Below are 20,394 nucleotides of genomic sequence, written 5' to 3'. Positions count from 1 at the left end.
CGCCGGCGGCCGACTACAGCCGCGCCCGCACCAGCTCCGCCGCCCGCGCCAAACCGCGCCAGGCGGCCGGCCGCGAACCCGGATGGGCGGCGTGGAGGAACAGCCGATGGCAGATCGCCCGCGCCAACAGCGCATCCCAATGGGGGACGTGATCGAACCTGCCCAGCAGATCCTCGTCGGCCCCTCCCCACGCCAGCGCGTCGACGGCCGCCACGGCGGAGGTCCAGCCCGCCGGATGCCACCTCGGGACGACGTCGACGAGCAACGGCGCCGCGGCCCCGTCGTAAAGCAACGTGCCCACCGGATCCCCGTGCACCAGCTGTCCTTCCGCGCGCAGCTGGCCCCGCAGGCAGATCAGGCCGCCCGCGGCCGCCAACGCCTCGGCCGCGTCCCCGCGCGGCACCGCAGCGGGATCCAGCAGCCCCTCGAGCTGTTCGATGGGGTCCTCGGCCCACGCCGCGCGGTCGCACATGTCGAAGACGTCGCCGCCGCCGCGGGCCAGGAAACGGGGGCGCTCGATGCCGGCCAAGGCCTCGTCGAGGCGCCCGCAGGCCACGATCGTCTCGTCCGCCCGCGGCTCCGGGCGGCCCGGGCGATGCTGCCGCGCGCGCCACCCCGCCAGCACGTGGCGGCCGTCGCTGGTGCGCACCGGATGGGCGACGTCCACGCCGTCGACGACCAGCATCTCCAGCAGCTTCGCCGACCACGCCGCGCGCGAGGAGTCCGCGACCGCGGAAATGACCACGTCGCCGTAGATCCAACCGTCGTCCCACGCGGGGCCGGCCGGCTCGGGGCTGCCCGACACGCCGAACGCCTCGGGCACGTGGGCGGGGGGCGTGCCCGTCATCGGACCTCCCCCGCGTCCCCCGCGAACCGGAACTCGCGGAAGGACATCGCCGCCGAATCGTAGAAGAGCACGCGCCCCGACAGCGGCTCGCCGAGCCCCGTGATCACCTTGACCGCTTCGGTGGCCATGATCGTGCCGATCGTCCCCGGGACCGTGCCCAAAATGCCGGTCTGCGCCGCCGTCAGCACCGTCTCGGGCGCCGGCGGCTCCGGGTACAGGTCGCGCAGCCACACGCGACGACCGCCGCCCAGGTCCAGCCCGAACACGCTGACCTGACCGCCGAGCTGGCGGATGGTGCCCCACACCTCGACGATGCCGGCGCGCCGGCACGCGTCGCCGACCAGGTAGCGGGTCTCGAAATTGTCCGTGCCGTCGATGACCAGGTCGTGGCCGGCGATGATCCCGTCGACGTTGTCGGGCGTGAGCCGCACGTCGACGGTGGCGATCTCGATGTCGGGGTTCAGCGCGGCCATCCGCTCGGCCGCGGATTCCACCTTCGGCCGGTCGATGTCCGCGACGCGGTGGATGACCTGCCGCTGCAGGTTGGTCAGGTCGACGCGGTCATCATCGACGATGGTGAGCTTTCCGACGCCCACCGCCGCCAAATAGAGGCCGACCGGAGACCCCAGGCCGCCGGCGCCGACCATGAGGACGCTCGCGCCCGCGAGCCGGCGCTGGCCTTCCTCGCCGAAACCGGGGATCGGCAGGTGCCGGGCATAACGATCCGGATCGAAACCGGGATCAGCCGAGCGGGTAGGGCCAGGGGTTCGGCGCGCAGCGGGCTCCGTCATCGGGGTACACCTCGTTCGGATTGAGCTTGTGCAATTCGGAATTGTCCAGCGACAGCGTCTGCTGCATCATGATCGGCGCCACGGCGCCGGGGCCGGGGCACGACTCGTGGGCGGCGTAGCCGATGGCGTGGCCGACCTCGTGGTTGATCAGGTACTGGCGGTAGGCGCCCAGGTCCCCCTCGAAGGGCAGGGCGCCGCGGACCCAGCGGGCCTCGTTGATGAGCACCCTGGTCGGGCCGTCGCCGGTGGGGTCGGAAATCGAGCAGCTGGTCTCCAGCGGGATCTCGTACCCGCACTCCCGGTGCGCGGTGTCCGTGGACGTCAGCTGGAAGATCAGGTCCGGGTCGTCGTCGCGGGCGACGTGCCGGAACGCGAAGGCGTCGTCGCGGATCCAGCCGCGTTCGTCGGCCAGCGTCGCGTCGATCATCCCGGCGAAGGCGTCGGGGCCGCCGAAACGCACCGGGTCGACCGTGTCCTCGATCTCCACGGCGTAGCGCATGATGGTGTCCTCGCCCGCGCCCACCTGATCCGACACGAGGTCGACGGGGACGAACACGCCGGACGAGTCCTCGGTGAACGGGCCGCCCGGGGGCAGCTGCCCCACGTCCAGGTTTTCGGCGTACCCGCCCTCGGGCACGGGGCCCGGCGGGAGTTCGCTCGTCGCCGCCGACATTCCCGTCTCCTCGCCGCGGACGTCGCGGATGACGTCGGCGACGACGATGACGGTGAGCACCAGAAGAACGGGGATGGCGTATGCGCGCCATCCCCACTTCCGTGCGAACCGGACGAAAAAGGATTCTCTGCTCATGTGCGGGCGACGACCGATCCGAAAACGCGGGATCAGGCGATGAAGCCGACCTGGCGGGGCGCCGCCGGGCCGACCTGCACGTACGCGATCTTCGCGATGACCGCGAAGTGGGTCTTACCGGCGCCGTCGACGAGCTCGAGGACGCCCTCCCCGGCCGCGAGGCGATCCGGAATGGAGGCGGCCAGCTCCCGGCCGCCCTCGACTCCGGCGATGTTCAGTTCGCGGGGGTTGTCAACGAATCCGATGGTGATGTCCATGCGGGACATCATAACCCGCGCCACCACGGCTAGTATCGGGGACGACCGAGCAGCACCCAGCATGAAGGAGATTCCGGTGGCAGACCGTCCCGCGCCGACGTTCGTCGAATTGGGGGTCGCCGCGGAAATCTGCGACGCCCTGGCGTCGGGGGGCATCACCCGGACCTTCGCCATCCAGGAGCTGACGCTGCCGCTGGCGCTGGACGGCACCGACATCATCGGCCAGGCCCGCACGGGCATGGGCAAGACCCTGGGCTTCGGCGTGCCGCTGATCGACCGGGTCTTCGACGACGCCCGGGTGCCCGAGCCCGACGGCACCCCGCGGGCCCTGATCGTGGTCCCCACCCGCGAACTGGCGGTGCAGGTGGGCGAGGACATCACTCCGATCGCCGAATCCGTCGGCCTGCGCGTCACCACCATCTACGGCGGCCGCCCGTACGACGAGCAGATCGACGTGCTGGAGTCGGGCGTCGACGTGGTCGTCGGCACCCCGGGGCGCCTGATCGACCTGCACCAGCGGGGAAATCTCAACCTCGGTGCGGTGCGCGTGCTGGTCCTCGACGAGGCCGACGAGATGCTCGACCTCGGTTTCCTGCCGGACATCGAGAAGATCCTGCGGGCCGTGCCCGAGGGCCGCCAGACCATGTTGTTCTCGGCCACCATGCCGGGGCCGATCCTCAACCTCGCGCGCACGTTCATGGACCGCCCGGTGCACATCCGCGCGGAGTCGGGCGAATCGGAGGCGAGCATCCACGCCACCACCCGCCAGGTGATCTTTCAGTCGCACCAGATGGACAAGCTGCCCGTCATCGCCCGCATCCTGCAGTCGGAGGGCCGTGGCCGCACCATCATCTTCGCGCGCACCAAGCGCTCCACGGCGTCGGTCGCCGAGCAGTTGGGCGAGCGCGGCTTCAAGGCCACGGCCGTCCACGGCGACATGGGCCAGCCCGCCCGCGAGAAGTCGCTCAACGCCTTCCGGTCGGGCGACGTCGACGTTCTGGTGGCCACCGACGTCGCCGCCCGCGGCATCGACATCGACGACGTCACCCACGTGATCAACCACCAGGTGCCGGAGGACGAGATGACCTACGTGCACCGCATCGGCCGCACCGGCCGCGCGGGCAACACCGGCACGGCCGTCACGCTCGTCGGCTGGGACGAGCTGCCTCGTTGGAAGATGATCGACGACGCCCTGGGCCTCGGCTTCCCGGAGCCCCCGCAGTGGTTCTCCACCTCGCCGGAATTCCTCGAGGCCCTCGACGTGCCCGAGGATGCGGGCGAGTCCGTCGGCCCCGCCCGCCCGGTGCTGGGGTCGCGGCCCATCAAGGACCGCGGTGATCGGCGCGATCGCGGTGGCCGCGGCGGCCGCGGAAGCCATGGCGGCCGGGATGGCGGGGACCGCCGGCGCCGTCGATGAACCGGAACCGGATCGCGGCCGCGCTGATCGTCGCCGCGGTCGTCGCCGTCGTCGCCTGGACCTGGTGGCGGGCCCCCGCCCGCGGGGTCGACCACGTCGTCGCCGACGCCCCGATCGCGGCTTCCCCCGCGCCGGCCGCGGTGCCCGCCTCGCTGACCGAGGTGTGGTCGGCCGACGCCCCCAACTCCACGGCGCCGTTCACGGTCGATGGCCTGGCCATCGCGGCGGATGACCACGGCGTCACGGCGATCGATCCCGGCACCGGCGACGAGGTGTGGTCGTACCACCGCGACATCCCGCTGTGCGAGGCGATGATCTCCGACGGCCGCGTCGTCGCGGTGTTCCGCGGCCCCGCAGGGTGCGGCGAGGTCACGGCCCTGAACGCCGGCGACGGCTCCTACGCGGGCACCCGCCGCGGGCTGTCCTCGGACGAGGTCGAGCCCGTCCGCTCCAACGACCGCGCGGGCGTGCGCGACGACCGCATGGTCGAGCTGTGGCGCGATGACCTGGTCCGCACGGTCGAGTACGGCGACGTCGAGGCGTCTGCCGAGCCCGGCATGCAGCCCCACCCGGGCTGCGCCATCGCCGACGCCCTGACCCGCGGCGATGTGCTCGCGGTGGTCAACGACTGCCCCGACGGCCACCGCCTGGTCCTGCAGGAAGTCACCCCAGAGGAGTCGCGCACCCCCGAGGTCCATTCGGACGTCGAGCTGCCCGGCCCCGCCCGCCTGGTGGCCATCGGCCAGTTGTCCGCGGCCGTCCTCGTCGACGGCGAAGTCCGCACCTATTCGCTCGAGGGCGTCCCCGGCCCGTCGTGGCGGCCGGCGCCGGAGGATCTCCCGGCTGCCCCGCTCGACGGCGCCCCCTTGGACGTCCCCGTCGCCCGCCCGTCACTTCCCGAGGGGGAATCCGTGACCACGGCCGTCGCCGGCGACATGATCGTCGAAAAGCGGGGCGACCAGCTGGTGGGCCTGCGCCCCAGCCAGGTGTGAGCGCCCGTCAGGCCCCGTGGGCGGAGGCCGCCCAGTCGACGGCCTTGGGGTTGAACATGCAGGCCAGGGCACTCAGCGCGAACAGCGCGGTGACCATCCCCAGTGCGATGGCGCCCGAGGTGAACATGTAGAAGGCCACGCCGGCCAGGCACAGGTTCAGCATGACGATGGGCCCGCGCCCCCAGCGGTTGCCCATGAGCAGGAACACCGCGCCGGCCAGGACGGCGCCGAAGATGAAGTAGAACCAGAGTGCGGTGCCCCAGCCGGAGATGACGGCGCCGGGGTCCTCGTAGCCCTGGAAGTCGCGGATCATGAGGAACACGCCGTAGCCCAGGCCGATCGTGCATTCCACGACCGCGATCCAGGCGCCGGCGAAAACGGAGCGGGGCGCCTCCATGGGCGCGGGACGGTTGGCTGCGGAATTTCGGCTGTTCACGTCACCACCATATCGCCCGTTACGATGGAACTCGTGCGCGCCCTTCTGATTTCCAATCCGAACTCCACGTCGATCACCGAATCCCTCACCCGGACGGTGGTCGCCCAACTGCGCGGCGTTCCCGGGCTGCACCTGCGGTCGGTGTTCACCGGCCATCCGGGACATGCGACCGCCATCGTCACGGGCCTGACCCGCGACGAGTGCGACGTCGTGGTGTGCATGGGCGGCGACGGCACCGTCAACGAGGTGGTCAACGGCCTCCTCGGCGCATCGTCCGACGGCCACCCGGTCCGCGGCGCCGACGAGATTCCCGCCATCGCGGTGATCCCCTCCGGCAGCGCCAACGTTCTGGCCGGCGCGCTGGGTCTGCCCCGCGACCCGAAGTTGGCCGCGCGGGTCATCGCGGATCTGCTGCGCTCGGGCGAGGATCGGGCGATCAGCGTCGGCCGGGCCGCCGGCCGGTGGTTCGTGGTCAACGCGGGCCTGGGCGTCGACGCCGAGGTCATTTCCCACATGGAGGACCTGCGCGCCGGCGGCGTCAGCGCCAATCCCCTGCGCTACGTGCCCACGGGCCTGGGCGCCTGGAACCGCATGCGCACCAATCCGCCGCGCATCACCGCCCATGCCGACGGCGAGCTGCTCGGCGAGGATCTGCCGATGGCAGTGGTCTCCAATTCCAACCCGTGGACCTTCCTCGGCGATCTGGCGGTGGTGACCAACCCCAACACCAAGCTCAGCGGGGGCCTGGGGTTCTACGGCCTCACCTCGATCCACGGCCCCAAGGGCATGGTCGCCGCGCTGCGGTTGGCCGGCGCGGGCCAGGCGCTGTGGCGTCTGCTCAAGGTAGAGGAAAGGGAGCTTCGCGACGACGACGTCGACGTGGTCACCCTGACCTCCCCGGAACCCCTGAAGTTCCAGATCGACGGCGAATACGTCGACGAGCGCTCGGAGCTGGAGATCACCTGCGCCCGGGACGCGGTGCGTTTCATCGCGCCCGCCGAAACGCGGGAGTACGGCGAGGATATCGGCGACAAGGCCTGGTATCTCCGCCTCGGCGCGATGCTCGACCGCCGCATCCGCGCGCTGTCCCTGCCCCGCCGCGGCGGACGGCGTTAACCGCCAGTTTCGTTCGCCACAGGCCGCTCACCTGCGGATGTAACCCTCAGTTCACTTGTTTGTGACGTTCCGCACTTTTTCGCGCGAAGGTCTTCACAAGTGCGTCATGACATGTCATCATTCATCAGGACCGCGGGGGGAGCGAATACCTCCACCCGCATTCGACCGACGGGCGTGACGCGCCCGCGGTCCGCGGATCCGACGGCGAACCCCTGATTCCCGATGCCGGGAATGCACGCCGGAAGAACACCATCCGCACGTTTCATCACATGCATGGGGCCCACCACAGTCGCTGGCGCAGCCACGAGCCGCGCCCGCGCCCCCGTGCCCGCACCCGGGTTTCGAACGAAGGAGATTTAGTCATGGATTGGCGCCACAAGGCAGTTTGCCGCGAAGAAGACCCCGAGCTGTTCTTCCCGGTCGGCAACTCCGGCCCGGCCCTCGCCCAGATCGCGAAGGCCAAGGTCGTCTGCAACCGCTGCCCCGTCACCTCGCAGTGCCTCGCGTGGGCGCTGGAGACCGGCCAGGACGCGGGCGTCTGGGGCGGCATGTCCGAGGACGAGCGCCGCGCGCTGAAGCGCCGCCGCAACCGCGGCCGCACCCGCCGCACCGCCCGGACCACGGTCTAGGCCCCACCGGGACTTAGGTTCCCCGACCCGGCCGTAGTAGACTGGCCAGGTTGAATTCACCACGACCGGAGGAGCGCACAATGAGCAAGCGTGGCCGCAAGCGCAAGGATCGCCGCAAGAAGAAGGCGAACCACGGCAAGCGTCCCAACAGCTAAGCGTTGCTTGGCTGCGGACCGCCGCAGGGGAAAACCCCGCCCATCATCGCGATGGCGCGGGGTTTTTCATTTCTCCGCTGCTCTGCTTCTCTGCTTCTCTGCTTCTCCGAAGCCTCTACTCCCCCGGGCGCGAGGTCCGGTAGGTGACCCGGATGCGCGTGGTGATGCGCCGGCGCAGTTCCACGGGCGCGGGTTCGCAGCAGCACCGGCGCAGCAACTGGCGCAACGCCCGCTCGCAGCCGACGTCCTCCAGGCACCGCGGGCACTCCCGGATGTGCCGCTCCAGGATCCGGGTCTCCTCCGGATCGCATTCTCCGCCGAGCAGGGAATCGAGCCGCCGTCGCACGTCGGCGCACGTCCCGGGGTGCCCGCAGGGGTTCGCGCTGTCGTTCATCGACTCACCTTTCCGCATCGTCTGCGTTGTTTGGCACGGTCTTCGGCTCGACCTTCGCCTCTGCCTTCGGCTCGCGGATGAACCCACGATCCTTCGCCACATCCTTCAACGCCTCGCGGAGCTGTTTCCTTCCACGATGCAGCCGGGACATCACCGTGCCGATGGGAGTCTCCATGATTTCGGCGATTTCCTTGTACGGCAGCCCCTCGACGTCCGCGTAGTAGACCACCATCCGGTAATCCTCGTTGAGGTCCATCAGGGCGGCGCGGATCTCCTCGTCGGGAAGCAGCGCCATCGCCTCGACCTCGGCCGAACGCAGGCCGGCCGACGTGTGCGACGCGGTCTCGGCGATCTGCGAATCGGTGATGTCGTCCGTCGCGTACTCCGCCGGGCGGCGCTGGGCCTTCCGGTAATTGTTGATGTACGCGTTGGTCAGGATGCGGTACATCCACGCCTTGAGGTTCGTGCCCGGCTTGTACGATCGGAAGCCCTGGTACGCCTTCATGTACGCCTCCTGCACCAGGTCCTCGGCGTCGGCCGGGTTGCGGGTCATGCGCAGGGCGCCGCCGTAGAGCTGATCGAGCAGGGGCAGGGCTTCGCGCTCGAAACGCTCGGCCAACTGGGCGTCGGTTTCCTCGGTTCGCACGTTGCCCTCGCCGGAGGCGATCGCCTCGTCGGTTCCGGTGGCTTCGGCTGTCATGCCCTCCATCCTATCCGGGGCCCCGCGGGCGCCGAAAAGTGGCAGGATCGGGGCATGGGCAAGAAGAGCGGCACAAAGCGCGCGGCCACGGGCGCCGCCACCCCGGCCATCGCGGCCTGCATCGCGGCGGGGATCCCCCACACCGTTTTCCAGTTCCCCCATTCCGACGACCATTTCGGCGAGGAAGCGGCCCTGTGGCTCGGGGAACACCACGGAGTGGAAGCCGGGCGCATCTTCAAGACCCTGGTCGTCGACCTGCACGGCAAGCGCACCGGCCTGGCCGTCGCCGTCGTGCCGGTGACCGGGCGACTGAACCTCAAGGCGGCGGCGAAGGCGTTGGGCGCCGCCAAGGCCGAACTGGCCGACCCCGCCGCGGCGAGCAGGTCGTCCGGCTACGTCGTCGGCGGCATCTCGCCGCTGGGCCAGAAGCGGGCGCTGCCCACCGTCATCGACTCCTCGGCCCGCGACCACGCCACGGTCTTCGTTTCCGGCGGTCGCCGCGGCCTCGACGTCGAGCTGTCCCCCGCCGATCTCGCCGCGCTCACCGAGGCGGTGTTCGCCGACGTCGGCGAGCGGTGACCTACGGCTCGAGCAGCCACGCCCCGTCGTTGGACACGCTGCCGACGGCCTTGTTGGCGGGTTCCACCGTCAACGTCTCCACCAGATCCGCGCCCGTTTTCCCGACCTCCCCGCCTTCGGCGAACCCGGTGCCGTCGAGCCACGGCGCCACCTCGTCGTCGGAAAGCACCCGGGGCATGCGGTGATGCAGGTCCGACAGGTGCCCCACGGCGTCCGTCGTCAGCATCGTCGCACTGACCAGATCACCGCACCTGGCCCACAGGCCGGCCACCAGCATCGGCCGGTCGCCCGGCGCGGCGACGTAGAAGGGCGCCTTGTCCCGCCACTCGTACCAACCGTCCATGGGAATGACGCAGGGTTCGCCGTCGCGGAAGACCGGCTTGTCGCGCCACGTCTCGGAACGGGCGTTGAAGTACGGGGTCTTGGGCATCGACTTCGACCAATGCGGCACCAGCCCCCACCGCACCGACGCCGCCACCGACTCCCGGGACTCCCCGCCACCATCGGCTCTGGCCAGGGCGGTGATCGGCATCGTCGGGGCGACGTTCCACCGTTGCCCCGGCAATGGCCCATCGGCCGCGATCGGCGCGAGGCCGGGGACGTCGGAAAGCGAATCCAGCAGCTCGTCGCCCACGGTGAAGGTCACGAATCGTCCGCACATGCCCCGATCGTCGCACCCCTTGCCGACCCGGCGCGAGCTTTTGGGGGATGATGGACGCGTGACTTCCCCCCATGATTACTGGCCAGCTCCCGCCGCCGACGGCCCGGTGACCGCGACGGTCACCATCGGCGGGTCCAAGTCGATCACCAACCGCGCGCTGATCATCGCGGCCCTGTCGTCGACGCCGTCGACGATCCACGGTGCCCTGCGCTCGCGCGACACCGATCTGATGATCTCCGCCCTCGAGGCCATGGGCGTCGAGATCCGCACCGGCTCCGAGTCGTCCGAGGCCCCGAACCGCACCCTGGAGGTCAACCCCCGCGTGCTGCGCGGCGGGAAGATCAACTGCGGCCTCGCCGGCACCGTGATGCGCTTCGTGCCGCCGGTCGCGGCCATCGCCACCGGGTCCGTCTTCTTCGACGGCGACGCCGAGGCACGCGTGCGCCCCATGGGCGCGGTGCTGAACGCGCTACGCGACCTCGGCGCGGACATCGAAGGCGACGCCCTGCCGTTCACCGTCAATCCGACGGGCGACGTCGGCGGCGAGGTGGAGATCGACTCTTCGGCGTCGTCGCAGTTCGTCTCCGGCCTGCTGCTCGCCGGCGCGCGCTACCCGAAGGGCCTGACCATCCGGCCCATCGGCGACGTGCCGTCGAGGCCGCACATCGACATGACCGTCGACATGCTCCGCGAGGCCGGCGTCACCGTCATCGAGGATTCCCCGGAGGACGGCGGCGCGTTCCACGTGCATTCCGGCGAGCTGCGCGGCCGCGTCTGGCACGTCGAGCCCGACCTGTCCAACGCCACCCCGTTCCTCGCCGCCGCCGCCGCGGTGTCGCGGGGCCGGGTCACCGTCACCGGCTGGCCCGTCGACACGGTGCAGCCGGGCGACCGCATCCGCGAGATCCTGCAGGCCATGGGCTGCCGCGTCCTGCTGGCGCCGCGCGGCACCGGTTCGGGCCCGGAAGCCGTCCACGACCTCACGGTCGAGGGCCCGACGTCCCTGCGCGGCGTGACCATGGACATGGGCGACATCGGCGAGCTGACCCCGACCGTCGCCGCACTGGCGGCGCTGGCGGACACCCCGTCGGAGCTCACCGGCATCGCGCACCTGCGCGGGCACGAGACCAATCGCCTGGCGGCCCTGGTCACCGAGATCAACCGGCTGGGCGGCAACGCCGAGGAACTCGACGACGGCATCCGCATCACCCCGGTGCCGCTGCACGGCGGCGACTGGCTGTCCTACGCCGACCACCGCATGGCCACCGCGGGCGCGATCATCGGGCTGAAGGTGCCGGGCGTGCGAGTGGAGAACATCGCCACCACCGGCAAGACCATGCCGGACTTCGACATCCGCTGGTCCGAGATGGTCGGCCGCTCCGTGTCGGAGTCCCCCGCCGATCTCGACGCTCACGGGGGCGCGGAAGGGGAACGACCCTGAGCCGCCGCAGCCGCGATTGGGATGAATCCGACGTCCGCGTCCGGCCGGGGCGGGGGTCGCGTCCGCGGACGAAGGACCGGCCGAAGCACGCCGACGCCAGCTGGGGCCTGGTGGTGACCAAGGACCGCGGCCGGTGGGGAGTGGTCCTCGACGACGATTCGGGCACGCCGCCGGGCGACGGCGCGGTGCTCAACTGCATGCGCGCCCGGGAGCTGGGCCGCACCAACATCGTCGTCGGCGACCGCGTGGGCGTCGTGGGCGACGTCAGCGGCCGGGAGGGGACGCTGGCGCGCATAGTCAAACTCGCCGACCGCACGTCGGTGCTGCGCCGCACGGCCGACGACAACGATCCGTTCGAGCGCATCGTCGTGGCCAACGCGGAGCTGCTGCTCATCGTCTGCGCCGTGGCCGATCCCCCGCCGCGCACGGGTTTCGTCGAGCGCGCGCTGGTCGCCGCCTACGCCGGCGGCGTGACCCCGGTGCTGTGCCTGACCAAGTCGGATCTGGCGGACCCGGCGGAGTTCGCCGCCGAGTTCGCCGAGTTGGGCGTGCCCGTCATCGTCTGCGGCGTCGACGATCCGGTCGAACCGCTTCTCGACGTCGTCGGCGGCAAGGTGTCCGCCCTCATCGGCCATTCCGGCGTGGGCAAGTCCACCCTGGTCAACCGCCTGGTCCCGGGCGCCGATCGCGCCACGGGCGTCGTCAGCGGCGTGGGCAAGGGCCGGCACACGTCGACGCAGTCGGTGGCGCTGCCGCTGGCCGGCGGCGGCTGGGCCATCGACACCCCGGGCATCCGGTCCTTCGGTCTGGCCCACGTCACGCCGGAGACGGTGCTCGACGTCTTCGAGGACCTGGCGGCCGCCATCGTCGACTGCCCGCGCGGCTGCACGCACCTCGGCCCGCCGGCCGATCCCGAGTGCGCCCTGGACAAGTTGGAGGGCGCCTCGCACCGCCGCGCGATGGCCGTGCGGGGATTGTTGGTGACTCTCCAGGACAACGAGGACTGGGAACTCGACATTGACCGTGATTAGCGCCGACCAGCGCCGCGACCGCCGCTCCGCCGCCGACCTGATCCGGCTGTGCGTCTGGACATTCGTCGTCGGCGTGGCCACGGGTCTCGTCGCCGCGTTGCTGGTGTTCATGCTCCACGGCATCGAGAACCTGGTCTACGGCCAGCACGAGGGCATCAACCCGGTGGTCACCGACGGCACGACGGGCCTGCAGCGGTTTCTGGGCATCACCGTCGCGGGTCTCATCGCCGCGCCGGCGTGGTGGGCGGTGCGCAGGCTGGGACGGCCGATCCGTTCCGTCGAGGAGGGCATGTCCGGCACCCGGATGCCGGTGATCGAGACGCTGGTCAACGTGTTCCTGCAGATGGCCACCGTCGCCGCCGGAGCCTCCGTCGGCCGGGAGAACGCGCCCCGCGAGGCCGGCGCGATGATGGCCTCGCAGCTGGCCCACCGCCTCGGCGTCGACCGCGGCACGACCCGTTTGCTCGTGGCCGCCGCCGCCGGCGCCGGACTCGGCGCGATTTACCACATTCCGCTGGCCGGGGCCGTTTTCGCTTTTGAGATCCTGCTGACGACGGTCACCGTCCGCGCCGTCATGGTCGTCCTCGCCTGCTCCGCCGTGGCCACCACCACCGCGGGCATCGTCGTCGGCGATCAGCCGCTGTATTCGACGGTGTCGCTGTCGGAGGGCTTCGGCAATCTCGCCGTCGCCGTGACGTTGGGCATCATCTGCGGCATCGCCGGCATGGCGTTCCGCTACGCCGCCTCCCGGGCGGAGGGTTCCGCCCCGATGGGCGCCCACGTGCTGTGGGCCCTGCCGCTGGCCTTCGCCACCGTCGGCGCGATGTCGCTGTACCTGCCCGAAGTCCTGGGCAACGGCCGCTTCGCCGCGACGTCGGTGCTGGAGGCCAACCCGGTGTGGACCTTCGCGCTGGCGCTGCTGGCGGCCAAGGTCGTCGCGGTGCTCATCACGCTGCGCTCCGGCGCCGTCGGCGGCGTGCTCACGCCCGGTTTCGCCATCGGCGCGCTGCTGGGCTACCTCGTCGGCGTCGTCGTCCAGCCCATCGCGCCCGGCATCCCGCTGGCGGACTTCGCGTTGCTCGGCGCCGCGGCGTTCCTGTCGACGTCCATGGCCGCCCCGTTGTTCGCGCTCATCGTCACCGTCGAGTTCACCGGCCAGTCGTCGGAGGCGTACCTCGCGCTCTTCCTCGCCTGCGCCACGGCCGCGCTGACCGGCGAGATCCTCCGCTCGTCGCTGAGCCTGCCCAAGCAGATCCAGATGCCGTGGACCCGCAGGAAGACCGACGACGAAACCCCGCGTGCCCGCCGGGATGGCGGTCACGCGGGGTCGTCGTAAAGCGAAAAGCGTTGGGCGGGAAGCCGTGGCCTAGGCCGTGACCTCGCGGGAGGAACGTCCCGTGTAGGCCGCGACGACCTCCTTGACGCCCGGGCGCAGCTGTTTGAGCAGCTTCAGGCCCGTGCGCAGGCCGCGGCGGGGATTGGCGCCGGCGTCGAGCTGGGCCTCCACCTGCGGGTACTTCTGGAACGCCTTCTCCGAGCGGACCTCCGGCGCATTGTCCGGGTCGGCGACCAGGAAGCGATCCGGCAGCGACAGCTTCAGGATCGTGCGCTGGACCTGCAGCAGCTGGCCCGGGAACGAACCCGTGTTGTACGGCAGATCGTAATCGCGGCAGATCTCCTTGACCTGCTTCGAGATCGTCGCCAGACGGTTCGACGGCATGTCCGGGTACAGGTGGTGCTCGATCTGGTAATTCAGGTTGCCGGACAGCACCGACAGGATGAACCCGCCGGTGAAGTTGGCGGAACCGAGCATCTGGCGCAGGTACCACTCCGCCTTGTTCTCGTTCTTGTACTGCTCCTTGGTGAACGTCTCCGCCTCATCCGGGAAGTGCCCGCAGAAGATCACCGCGTAGGCCCACACGTTGCGGGCCAGGTTCGCCACCGCGTTGGCCTTGGCCACCTCACCCCAGCGGGGGCCGGCGAGCAGCGGGAACAGCGCGTAATCCTTGAGCAGCTGGCGGCCCGACTTCTCGAACACCTCGATCAGCTGCTGCTTGGCGACGGACCACTCCTTCTTGCCCGCCGCGACGCGGCCGAGCTCGACGTCGTAGAACGCCACGGCCCACTGGAACAGCGACGCCAGGATGACGTTCTGGATCGGCTGCGTCAGCGTCGCCGGCGTCCACTTCTTGTCGCGGGTCACGCGAAGGATGCCGTATCCCACGTCGTTGTCCATGCCGATGACGTTGGTGTACTTGTGGTGCACGAAGTTGTGCGAGTGCTTCCAGCCGGACGACGGGCAGGAGTTGTCCCACTCCCACGTCGACGAATGGACCTCGGGGTCGTTCATCCAGTCCCACTGGCCGTGCATGACGTTGTGGCCGATCTCGAGGTTCTCGAGGATCTTCGACAGCGACAGCGCGCCGACGCCGGCCCACCACAGGCCCTTGTGGGCGGGGGTGCGCAGCGAGCGCGGCAGCAGGCCGCCCTTGCGGGTCTTGTAGCCGGCCTTGTCCAGGGCCATGCCCAGGGTCGGCAGCATCAGCAGGCCGCGGCCGGCGACCTCCAGGCCGCGCTGCACGCGGATGAGGGTGCGGATGTACCGGGCGTCCTTCGGGCCCAGCGCCGCGCGATGCTCGGCGGCGATCTCCTCGAAGCGACGGCCGATCTCGGCGACGTCCTCCTCGGACAGGTGCGAATAAGCCTTGATGTCGGCGATAGCCATGGTGATGTCTCCTAAATTTCGATTGCGACGTCGCCGGCGGGAACGCAGACGCAGGTGCGGATGCGCTCGCCGGCTTCATGGGTTTCGCCCGTGCGCAGATCGCGCGCGGTGCCGTCGGCGAGCTGCTGCACGCACGTGGCGCAGATGCCCATTCGGCAGCCGTAGGGCAGCTGGATCCCGGCCTTCTCGCCAGCCTCCAGGATGGTCGTGGCGCCGTCGACCTCGATCTCGCCGCGGCCCGGGAAGCTGACGACGCCGCCCTGGGCGTCGGTGTTGCCTCGGTCGAGGGTGAAACGCTCGGTGCGCACGCCCGGCAGACCATCTTCGAGCTCGTCGAGCATCGCCGACGGCCCGCAGGCGTAGACCGCGCGGTCGGCGACGTCCGGCACGAGCTGCTTGATCTCGTCGATGGACAGGCGCCCGTCGATGCCCGTCTCGCGGACGGTCAGGGCGTAACCCGGCTGCGCACGGCGGAGGCGGTCGAGCTCGTCGTCGAAAAGCAGGCCCGCGCGATCGCGGACCGAATGCAGGTGCACCACGTCCGGCAGGCCGCCGCGGCGCTCCAGATCGCGCAGCATCGACATCACCGGGGTGATGCCGGAACCGGCCGTGATGAACAGCAGCTTCTCCGGCGGCGGCTCCGGCAGGTGGAAATCGCCGGCCGGCGCGGCCAGGCGCACCACGGTGCCGGGGGTGACGTTGGCGACCAGGTGCTGCGACAGGCGGCCCTGATCCTGAGCCTTGACGGTGACCGCCAGCATGCCGTCGGCCGAATGCGGAGCGTTGGTCAGCGAGTAGGACCGCCACACCAAACGGCCGTCGACGCGGACGCCGACGCCGATGTACTGGCCGGCGCGGAAGTCCGCGGGGACCCCCCAACCCGGCTTGATGACCAGCTCGACGACGTCCTCGGCCGGGCGCGTGACGCGCTCGATCTGGCCGCGCAGCTCGCGCTTCGACCACAGCGGATTGACCAGACGGGTGTAGTCGTCGGGCATCAGCGGCGTGGACAGGTGTCGGAACGCGCCGCGAAGGCGATTGCCAATGCTCACCGGTTCCCCTTTCCGTAGATTACGGAAGCGTAGCTTACGGGCAGGTAACTTTTCGGTCAAGCGGTGGAAACGACGCGGGGCCGGGCCCCCGGGGGTTACAGCAGCTCCACCAACATCGGCAGCTCGGCGGAGTCGTACCAGGCCAACGGCTGCTCGAGGCAATCCCCCACGGCCAGCTCCGCGTCCTCGTCCCCCATGTCCGCCGCGTCGACCGCGGCGATCGCCTTCTCCACGGCGGGCTCCGCGGCCTCGACGTCGACGTGGATCGCGGCGACGTCGTCGCGCTTCAGATCGCCGGACAGGGCCACCACGGCCTCCCCCATGTCCGGCTGCAGCTCCACCGCCTCGTCGGCGACGTCGGCGGCGATGACCACGCGCCGATGCGGGAACTTGTCGTCGCCCGCCGACAGCAGGCGCAGCGAGGCGCGCGAGGCGTCGTCGAAGGCGATGTCCGCCAGCTCCTCGTCATCGCCCTCCACGTAGAACTCGCGCAGGGCGGGGGTCACGGCGAAGGCCCACCCGCGGCGCGGGACCACCGCGCCGTCGGCCAGCAACTCCCCGAGCATCCCGAACGTGGCCGGCAGATACACGCGCACTAGAACTCGCCCTCCAAGTCGAACAGGCCCACGATCTCCACGACCGCGCGGTCGAACTGCTGATAGAAGACGCCCACCATCCCGTGGGACACGGCGCCGTGGATGTTGACGATCGAATCGTCGACGAGCACGCAATCGCGCGCCGGCAGGCCCAGTCGCTCGGCCGTGATGTCGAAGATCTCCGGCTCCGGCTTCTCCGCGTCGACCTCGCCGGACAACACGACCGCGTCGACGAGCCCATCCTCCTCGAGCTTGCGGATCGGATCCGCCCCGGGACCGCCCGGGTCGTTGGACAGCACGGCCAACGCCACGCCATTGGCGCGGGCGGCCGCCAAAAGCTTCCGCCACCGCGCCTGCTCTTCGTCGGTGCCGTCCAGGACACCGCAATAATCGATGATGAGACCACGCATGACCACGAGCGTAGTGGTCCGCGCCGTGATCCGCCGCCCGCCCCGCCGACTGCGCCGATCCCTGGCACAATGTCGGCGGGAACTGGCCTTCGGGGGATGGGCGGAAATCATGGTGGGCGACATGCGGGAAGATGCGGCGGCACTGGCGCCGCTGGGCGGTTTCGAGCTGCTGCACGGGCTCCGGCCCGGGGCGGGGGCGGAGACGGGGGCGGAGACGGGGCCGCACCACGAGCCGCCCGACGACGGCCGACCGCCCGGGCCCGTGATCGGGACGTGCACCGATGCGGCGCGGGCGGCGCTGGCCACCTCGATGACCGTGATCCTGGAGGTGCTGGCCGGGCGCAGGCGGCCCGAGGGCCTGCGGGCCGCCTCGGTCGACGAACGCGTCCACGCGGGCCTGCGGCACCGCATCCGGGCCGGGGGCATGCGCGGGGCCGCTCTGCGGACGCTGCATCCGTCGGCGCGCCCCTGCGGGACCCGCGTGGAATTCGTGGGCTCCTACGCCCACGCGGGGCGGGTGCGGGCGCTGGCCGGCGCGATGATCGACGACGGCCGCGGCTGGACGATCACCGCCCTGCGCTTCCTCTGAGCCCGCATTCTTTGACCCGCGGGGCCGGGGCGCGGTCCCGCTAGCGGTTGCGGCCGCGGCGGGCGGCCTTGCGGCGCTGGGCGCGGTTGCCCGACTCGCCGTCGACGCGCTTCTGCTCGGCGGTGCCGTCGGCGGACGGGCCGGAGTACGTCATCTGCTTCGGCTGCGACTCGGCGCGGGCCAGGTCCGGGGCGAGGTCCTTCTCGTCGACGACGCCGTCGTCGTTGAGGTCGCCGGTCTGCTTCTGCTCGGCCTGCATGACCTGCTGGCGCACCAGGAACAGCTGGCGGATGGACTCCTCCTTGATGCCGTCCATCATGCCGGTGAACATGTCGTAGCCCTCGCGCTGGTACTCGACCAGCGGGTCGGCCTGGGCCATGGCGCGCAGGCCGATGCCCTCCTTGAGGTAGTCCATCTCGTAGAGGTGCTCGCGCCACTTGCGGTCCATCACGTTGAGGATGGTGAAGCGCTCCATGTTGCGCATCTGCTCCTCGCCGCCGATGGCGGACACCGCGTCCTCCAGCTCGCCGTAGGACTTCCGGACGTCCTCCTGCAGCACGGTCTCCAGGTCCTTCGCGGACAGGTCGCCGGAGGGGCCGTACTCGTCGCCGTCGACGAGCGACTGCCACGACACCGTCGGGCCGTACAGCGACTCCAGGGCGTTCCACAGCTCGTCGAGGTCCCAGTCCTCCACGTAGCCGTCGGCGGTGGCGCCGGCGACGTAAGCCGAGATGACGTCGTCCTGCATGTCGCGGACCTGGTCCTTCAGGTCCTCGCCCTCGAGGATGCGCAGGCGCTCGGCGTAGATGACCTTGCGCTGCTGGTTCATCACCTCGTCGTACTTCAGGACGTTCTTGCGGACCTCGAAGTTCTGGCTCTCCACCTGCGTCTGCACGCTCTTAATGGAGTTGGACACCACCTTCGAGTCGATGGGCACGTCGTCCGGCACGTTCAACGTGTTCATCAGCGCCTCCATGCGCTGGCCGTTGAAGCGGACCATCAGGTCGTCGCGCATGGACAGGTAGAAGCGAGTCTCGCCCGGATCGCCCTGGCGCGCGGTGCGGCCGCGCAGCTGGTTGTCGATGCGGCGGGACTCGTGGCGCTCGGTGCCCAGGACGTACAGGCCGCCGGCGTCGCGGACCTTCTCGGCCTCCTTCTCGGATTCCTCGCGGACGCGGGCGATCTCGGCGTCCCACTCGGCCTCGTACTCCTCCGGCGTCTCCGTCGGGGACAGGCCCTTTGCGCGCAGGTTGAGGTCGGCGATGATGTCGGGGTTGCCGCCCAGCACGATGTCGGTGCCTCGGCCGGCCATGTTCGTGGCGACGGTGACGGCGCCGGGACGGCCGGCCTCGGCGACGATCTCGGCTTCCTTCTCGTGGTGCTTGGCGTTGAGCACGCTGTGCTTGATGCCCTCGCGCTGCAGCAGCTTGGACAGGTGCTCGGACATCTCCACCGACGCCGTGCCCACCAGCACCGGCTGGCCCTTCTCGTGGCTTTCGCGGATGTCCTCGATCACCGCGTAGAACTTCGCCTCCTGCGTCTTGTAGACCAGGTCGGGGTGGTCCTTGCGCTGGTTCGGGCGGTTCGGCGGGATCGCCATGACGTTGAGCTTGTACGTCTGGTGCAGCTCCGCAGCCTCCGTCTCGGCCGTGCCGGTCATGCCGGCCAGCTTGTCGTACATGCGGAAGTAGTTCTGCAGCGTGACGGTTGCGAGGGTCTGGTTCTCGTTCTTGATCTCCACGCCCTCCTTCGCCTCGATGGCCTGGTGCATGCCCTCGTTGTAGCGGCGGCCGGCCAGCACGCGGCCGGTGAACTCGTCGACGATGAGGACCTCGCCGTTGCGGATGATGTAGTCCTTGTCGCGCTGGAACAGCTCCTTGGCCTTGATGGCGTTGTTCAGGTAGCTGACCAGCTGCGAGTTCTCCGCGGCGTACAGGTTGTCGATGCCCAGCTGGTCCTCGACGTAGGCCACGCCCTCCTCGCGGACGCCGACGGTGCGCTTGCGCACGTCGACCTCGTAGTGGATGTCCAGGCGCATGCCCTTCACGATGCCCGAGAACGCCTGGTACCACTCCGGCGAACCGTCGGCCGGGCCGGAGATGATCAGCGGGGTGCGGGCCTCGTCGATGAGGATCGAGTCCACCTCGTCGACGATGGCGTAGTGGTGGCCGCGCTGCACCAGGTCCTTGAGCGAATGCGCCATGTTGTCGCGCAGGTAGTCGAAGCCGAGCTCGTTGTTCGTGCCGTAGGTGATGTCGGCGGCGTAGGCCTCGCGCCGCTGGTCGGAGCTGAGCCCCGACAGGATCACGGAGGTCTCCAGCCCCAGGAAGCGGTGGACGCGGCCCATCCACTCGGCGTCGCGCTTGGCCAGGTAGTCGTTGACCGTGACCACGTGGACGCCCTTGCCCTCCAGGGCGTTGAGGTAGGCGGGCAGCACGCAGGTCAGCGTCTTGCCTTCGCCGGTCTTCATCTCGGCGACGTTGCCGAAGTGCAGCGCCGCGCCGCCCATCACCTGCACCGGGTAGTGCTTCTGGCCCAGGACGCGCCACGACGCCTCGCGTGCGGTGGCGAAGGCCTCCAGCAGCAGGTCATCGAGGGATTCGCCCTCCTTGATGCGGGTCTTGAATTCCTCGGTCTTCAGCCGCAGTTCCTCGTCGGACAGCGCCGCGTACTCGTCGTCGAGCTCCAGCACCGCATCCGCGATGCCCTTCAGGCGCTTGACGGCGCGCCCTTCGCCGACGCGGAGCAACTTGCTGAAAGAAAACACT

Annotated in this window: 23 protein-coding genes; 10 read left to right on the top strand and 13 right to left on the bottom strand. The window is 70.3% G+C overall.

Annotated elements, in window-relative coordinates:
- Positions 1-13: 13 nt before the first annotated feature.
- Genes CX1_RS03720 through CX1_RS03705 form a run of 4 tightly spaced genes read right to left on the bottom strand, consistent with a single transcriptional unit; the run spans position 14 to position 2,703 of the window.
- On the bottom strand, positions 14-847 hold the full coding sequence (locus CX1_RS03720) for a TIGR02569 family protein (RefSeq protein ID WP_046650011.1): 834 nt from the start codon (positions 845-847) through the stop codon (positions 14-16).
- Complete coding sequence (locus CX1_RS03715) at positions 844-1,638, bottom strand: HesA/MoeB/ThiF family protein (protein WP_046650010.1); 795 nt, start codon at positions 1,636-1,638, stop codon at positions 844-846. Before CX1_RS03715 ends, CX1_RS03720 begins: the two co-directional genes overlap by 4 nt.
- On the bottom strand, positions 1,589-2,446 hold the full coding sequence (locus CX1_RS03710; RefSeq protein ID WP_046650009.1) for a DUF3152 domain-containing protein: 858 nt from the start codon (positions 2,444-2,446) through the stop codon (positions 1,589-1,591). Before CX1_RS03710 ends, CX1_RS03715 begins: the two co-directional genes overlap by 50 nt.
- A gap of 32 nt (positions 2,447-2,478) precedes the next feature.
- Positions 2,479-2,703 carry a DUF3107 domain-containing protein gene (locus CX1_RS03705; RefSeq protein WP_046650021.1) on the bottom strand — a complete coding sequence of 75 codons (225 nt, stop codon included), beginning with the start codon at positions 2,701-2,703 and terminating at the stop codon, positions 2,479-2,481.
- A 61-nt stretch (positions 2,704-2,764) separates the two neighbouring features.
- Between CX1_RS03705 and CX1_RS03700 the strand changes: the two genes are divergently transcribed.
- Both CX1_RS03700 and CX1_RS03695 read left to right on the top strand, forming a co-directional pair.
- On the top strand, positions 2,765-4,120 hold the full coding sequence (locus CX1_RS03700; RefSeq protein WP_060925305.1) for a DEAD/DEAH box helicase: 1,356 nt from the start codon (positions 2,765-2,767) through the stop codon (positions 4,118-4,120).
- The gene (locus CX1_RS03695) at positions 4,117-5,112 is read left to right on the top strand and encodes an Rv3212 family protein (RefSeq protein WP_060925304.1); all 996 of its coding nucleotides are present in this window, start codon (positions 4,117-4,119) and stop codon (positions 5,110-5,112) included. Before CX1_RS03700 ends, CX1_RS03695 begins: the two co-directional genes overlap by 4 nt.
- 7 nt (positions 5,113-5,119) lie before the next feature.
- On the opposite strand, the gene CX1_RS03690 is transcribed toward CX1_RS03695, so the two are convergent.
- A complete protein-coding gene (locus tag CX1_RS03690; RefSeq protein ID WP_255217631.1) occupies positions 5,120-5,548 on the bottom strand; it encodes a hypothetical protein in 429 nt (142 codons plus the stop codon).
- A gap of 33 nt (positions 5,549-5,581) precedes the next feature.
- Between CX1_RS03690 and CX1_RS03685 the strand changes: the two genes are divergently transcribed.
- From CX1_RS03685 to CX1_RS12915, 3 genes are all read left to right on the top strand, one after another.
- A complete protein-coding gene (locus tag CX1_RS03685; protein WP_160298014.1) occupies positions 5,582-6,664 on the top strand; it encodes a diacylglycerol/lipid kinase family protein in 1,083 nt (360 codons plus the stop codon).
- 362 nt (positions 6,665-7,026) lie between these two features.
- Positions 7,027-7,293 (top strand): WhiB family transcriptional regulator, encoded by a 267-nt coding sequence (locus tag CX1_RS03680; protein ID WP_046650008.1) that lies wholly within the window; start codon positions 7,027-7,029, stop codon positions 7,291-7,293.
- An 80-nt stretch (positions 7,294-7,373) separates the two neighbouring features.
- Positions 7,374-7,448, top strand: coding sequence for a 50S ribosomal protein bL37 (locus tag CX1_RS12915; RefSeq protein ID WP_011274008.1), 75 nt, complete (start codon positions 7,374-7,376; stop codon positions 7,446-7,448).
- 115 nt (positions 7,449-7,563) lie between these two features.
- Here the strand turns inward: CX1_RS12915 and rsrA are convergent, their stop codons facing one another.
- Both rsrA and CX1_RS03670 read right to left on the bottom strand, forming a co-directional pair.
- Positions 7,564-7,842, bottom strand: coding sequence for a mycothiol system anti-sigma-R factor (gene rsrA / locus CX1_RS03675; protein ID WP_052753118.1), 279 nt, complete (start codon positions 7,840-7,842; stop codon positions 7,564-7,566).
- Positions 7,843-7,846: 4 nt separating this feature from the next.
- Complete coding sequence (locus CX1_RS03670; protein ID WP_060925379.1) at positions 7,847-8,542, bottom strand: sigma-70 family RNA polymerase sigma factor; 696 nt, start codon at positions 8,540-8,542, stop codon at positions 7,847-7,849.
- Positions 8,543-8,596: 54 nt separating this feature from the next.
- Here CX1_RS03670 and ybaK point away from each other — a divergent pair, with 54 nt between their 5' ends.
- Entirely contained in the window at positions 8,597-9,121 is a 525-nt protein-coding gene (ybaK, locus tag CX1_RS03665; protein ID WP_046650007.1) for a Cys-tRNA(Pro) deacylase, read from the top strand.
- A gap of 1 nt (position 9,122) precedes the next feature.
- Here the strand turns inward: ybaK and CX1_RS03660 are convergent, their stop codons facing one another.
- Positions 9,123-9,782: an SOS response-associated peptidase gene (locus tag CX1_RS03660; RefSeq protein WP_046650006.1), complete on the bottom strand. Its 660-nt coding sequence runs from the start codon at positions 9,780-9,782 to the stop codon at positions 9,123-9,125.
- Positions 9,783-9,840: 58 nt separating this feature from the next.
- Here CX1_RS03660 and aroA point away from each other — a divergent pair, with 58 nt between their 5' ends.
- From aroA to CX1_RS03645, 3 genes are read left to right on the top strand one after another with little or no spacing between them, the layout of a single operon-like run.
- Complete coding sequence (aroA, locus tag CX1_RS03655; protein ID WP_371440220.1) at positions 9,841-11,223, top strand: 3-phosphoshikimate 1-carboxyvinyltransferase; 1,383 nt, start codon at positions 9,841-9,843, stop codon at positions 11,221-11,223.
- Positions 11,220-12,254: a ribosome small subunit-dependent GTPase A gene (gene rsgA / locus CX1_RS03650; protein WP_046650005.1), complete on the top strand. Its 1,035-nt coding sequence runs from the start codon at positions 11,220-11,222 to the stop codon at positions 12,252-12,254. The genes aroA and rsgA overlap by 4 nt, the downstream gene beginning before the upstream one ends.
- Positions 12,247-13,590: a chloride channel protein gene (locus CX1_RS03645; protein WP_052753117.1), complete on the top strand. Its 1,344-nt coding sequence runs from the start codon at positions 12,247-12,249 to the stop codon at positions 13,588-13,590. Before rsgA ends, CX1_RS03645 begins: the two co-directional genes overlap by 8 nt.
- Before the next feature lie 30 nt (positions 13,591-13,620).
- Here the strand turns inward: CX1_RS03645 and CX1_RS03640 are convergent, their stop codons facing one another.
- From CX1_RS03640 to CX1_RS03625, 4 genes are all read right to left on the bottom strand, one after another.
- Positions 13,621-14,979: a fatty acid desaturase family protein gene (locus CX1_RS03640; protein WP_046650004.1), complete on the bottom strand. Its 1,359-nt coding sequence runs from the start codon at positions 14,977-14,979 to the stop codon at positions 13,621-13,623.
- Between the two features lie 11 nt (positions 14,980-14,990).
- Positions 14,991-15,977, bottom strand: coding sequence for a ferredoxin reductase (locus tag CX1_RS03635; protein ID WP_082719132.1), 987 nt, complete (start codon positions 15,975-15,977; stop codon positions 14,991-14,993).
- A gap of 149 nt (positions 15,978-16,126) precedes the next feature.
- Positions 16,127-16,627, bottom strand: a complete 501-nt coding sequence (locus CX1_RS03630) for a DUF6912 family protein (protein WP_046650014.1) — start codon at positions 16,625-16,627, stop codon at positions 16,127-16,129.
- Entirely contained in the window at positions 16,627-17,037 is a 411-nt protein-coding gene (locus tag CX1_RS03625; protein WP_060925302.1) for an HAD family hydrolase, read from the bottom strand. The genes CX1_RS03630 and CX1_RS03625 overlap by 1 nt, the downstream gene beginning before the upstream one ends.
- Between CX1_RS03625 and CX1_RS03620 the strand changes: the two genes are divergently transcribed.
- A complete protein-coding gene (locus tag CX1_RS03620; RefSeq protein WP_146780638.1) occupies positions 17,036-17,626 on the top strand; it encodes an Rv3235 family protein in 591 nt (196 codons plus the stop codon). The genes CX1_RS03625 and CX1_RS03620 overlap by 2 nt on opposite strands.
- A 40-nt stretch (positions 17,627-17,666) precedes the next feature.
- Here CX1_RS03620 and secA read toward each other — a convergent pair whose 3' ends face one another.
- The gene (secA, locus tag CX1_RS03615; protein WP_046650582.1) at positions 17,667-20,393 is read right to left on the bottom strand and encodes a preprotein translocase subunit SecA; all 2,727 of its coding nucleotides are present in this window, start codon (positions 20,391-20,393) and stop codon (positions 17,667-17,669) included.
- Position 20,394: the final 1 nt, after the last annotated feature.

Source organism: Corynebacterium xerosis NBRC 16721 = ATCC 373 (assembly GCF_001552415.1).
Lineage (GTDB): Bacteria > Actinomycetota > Actinomycetes > Mycobacteriales > Mycobacteriaceae > Corynebacterium > Corynebacterium xerosis.
This window is presented reverse-complemented; position numbering and strand designations above follow the sequence as displayed.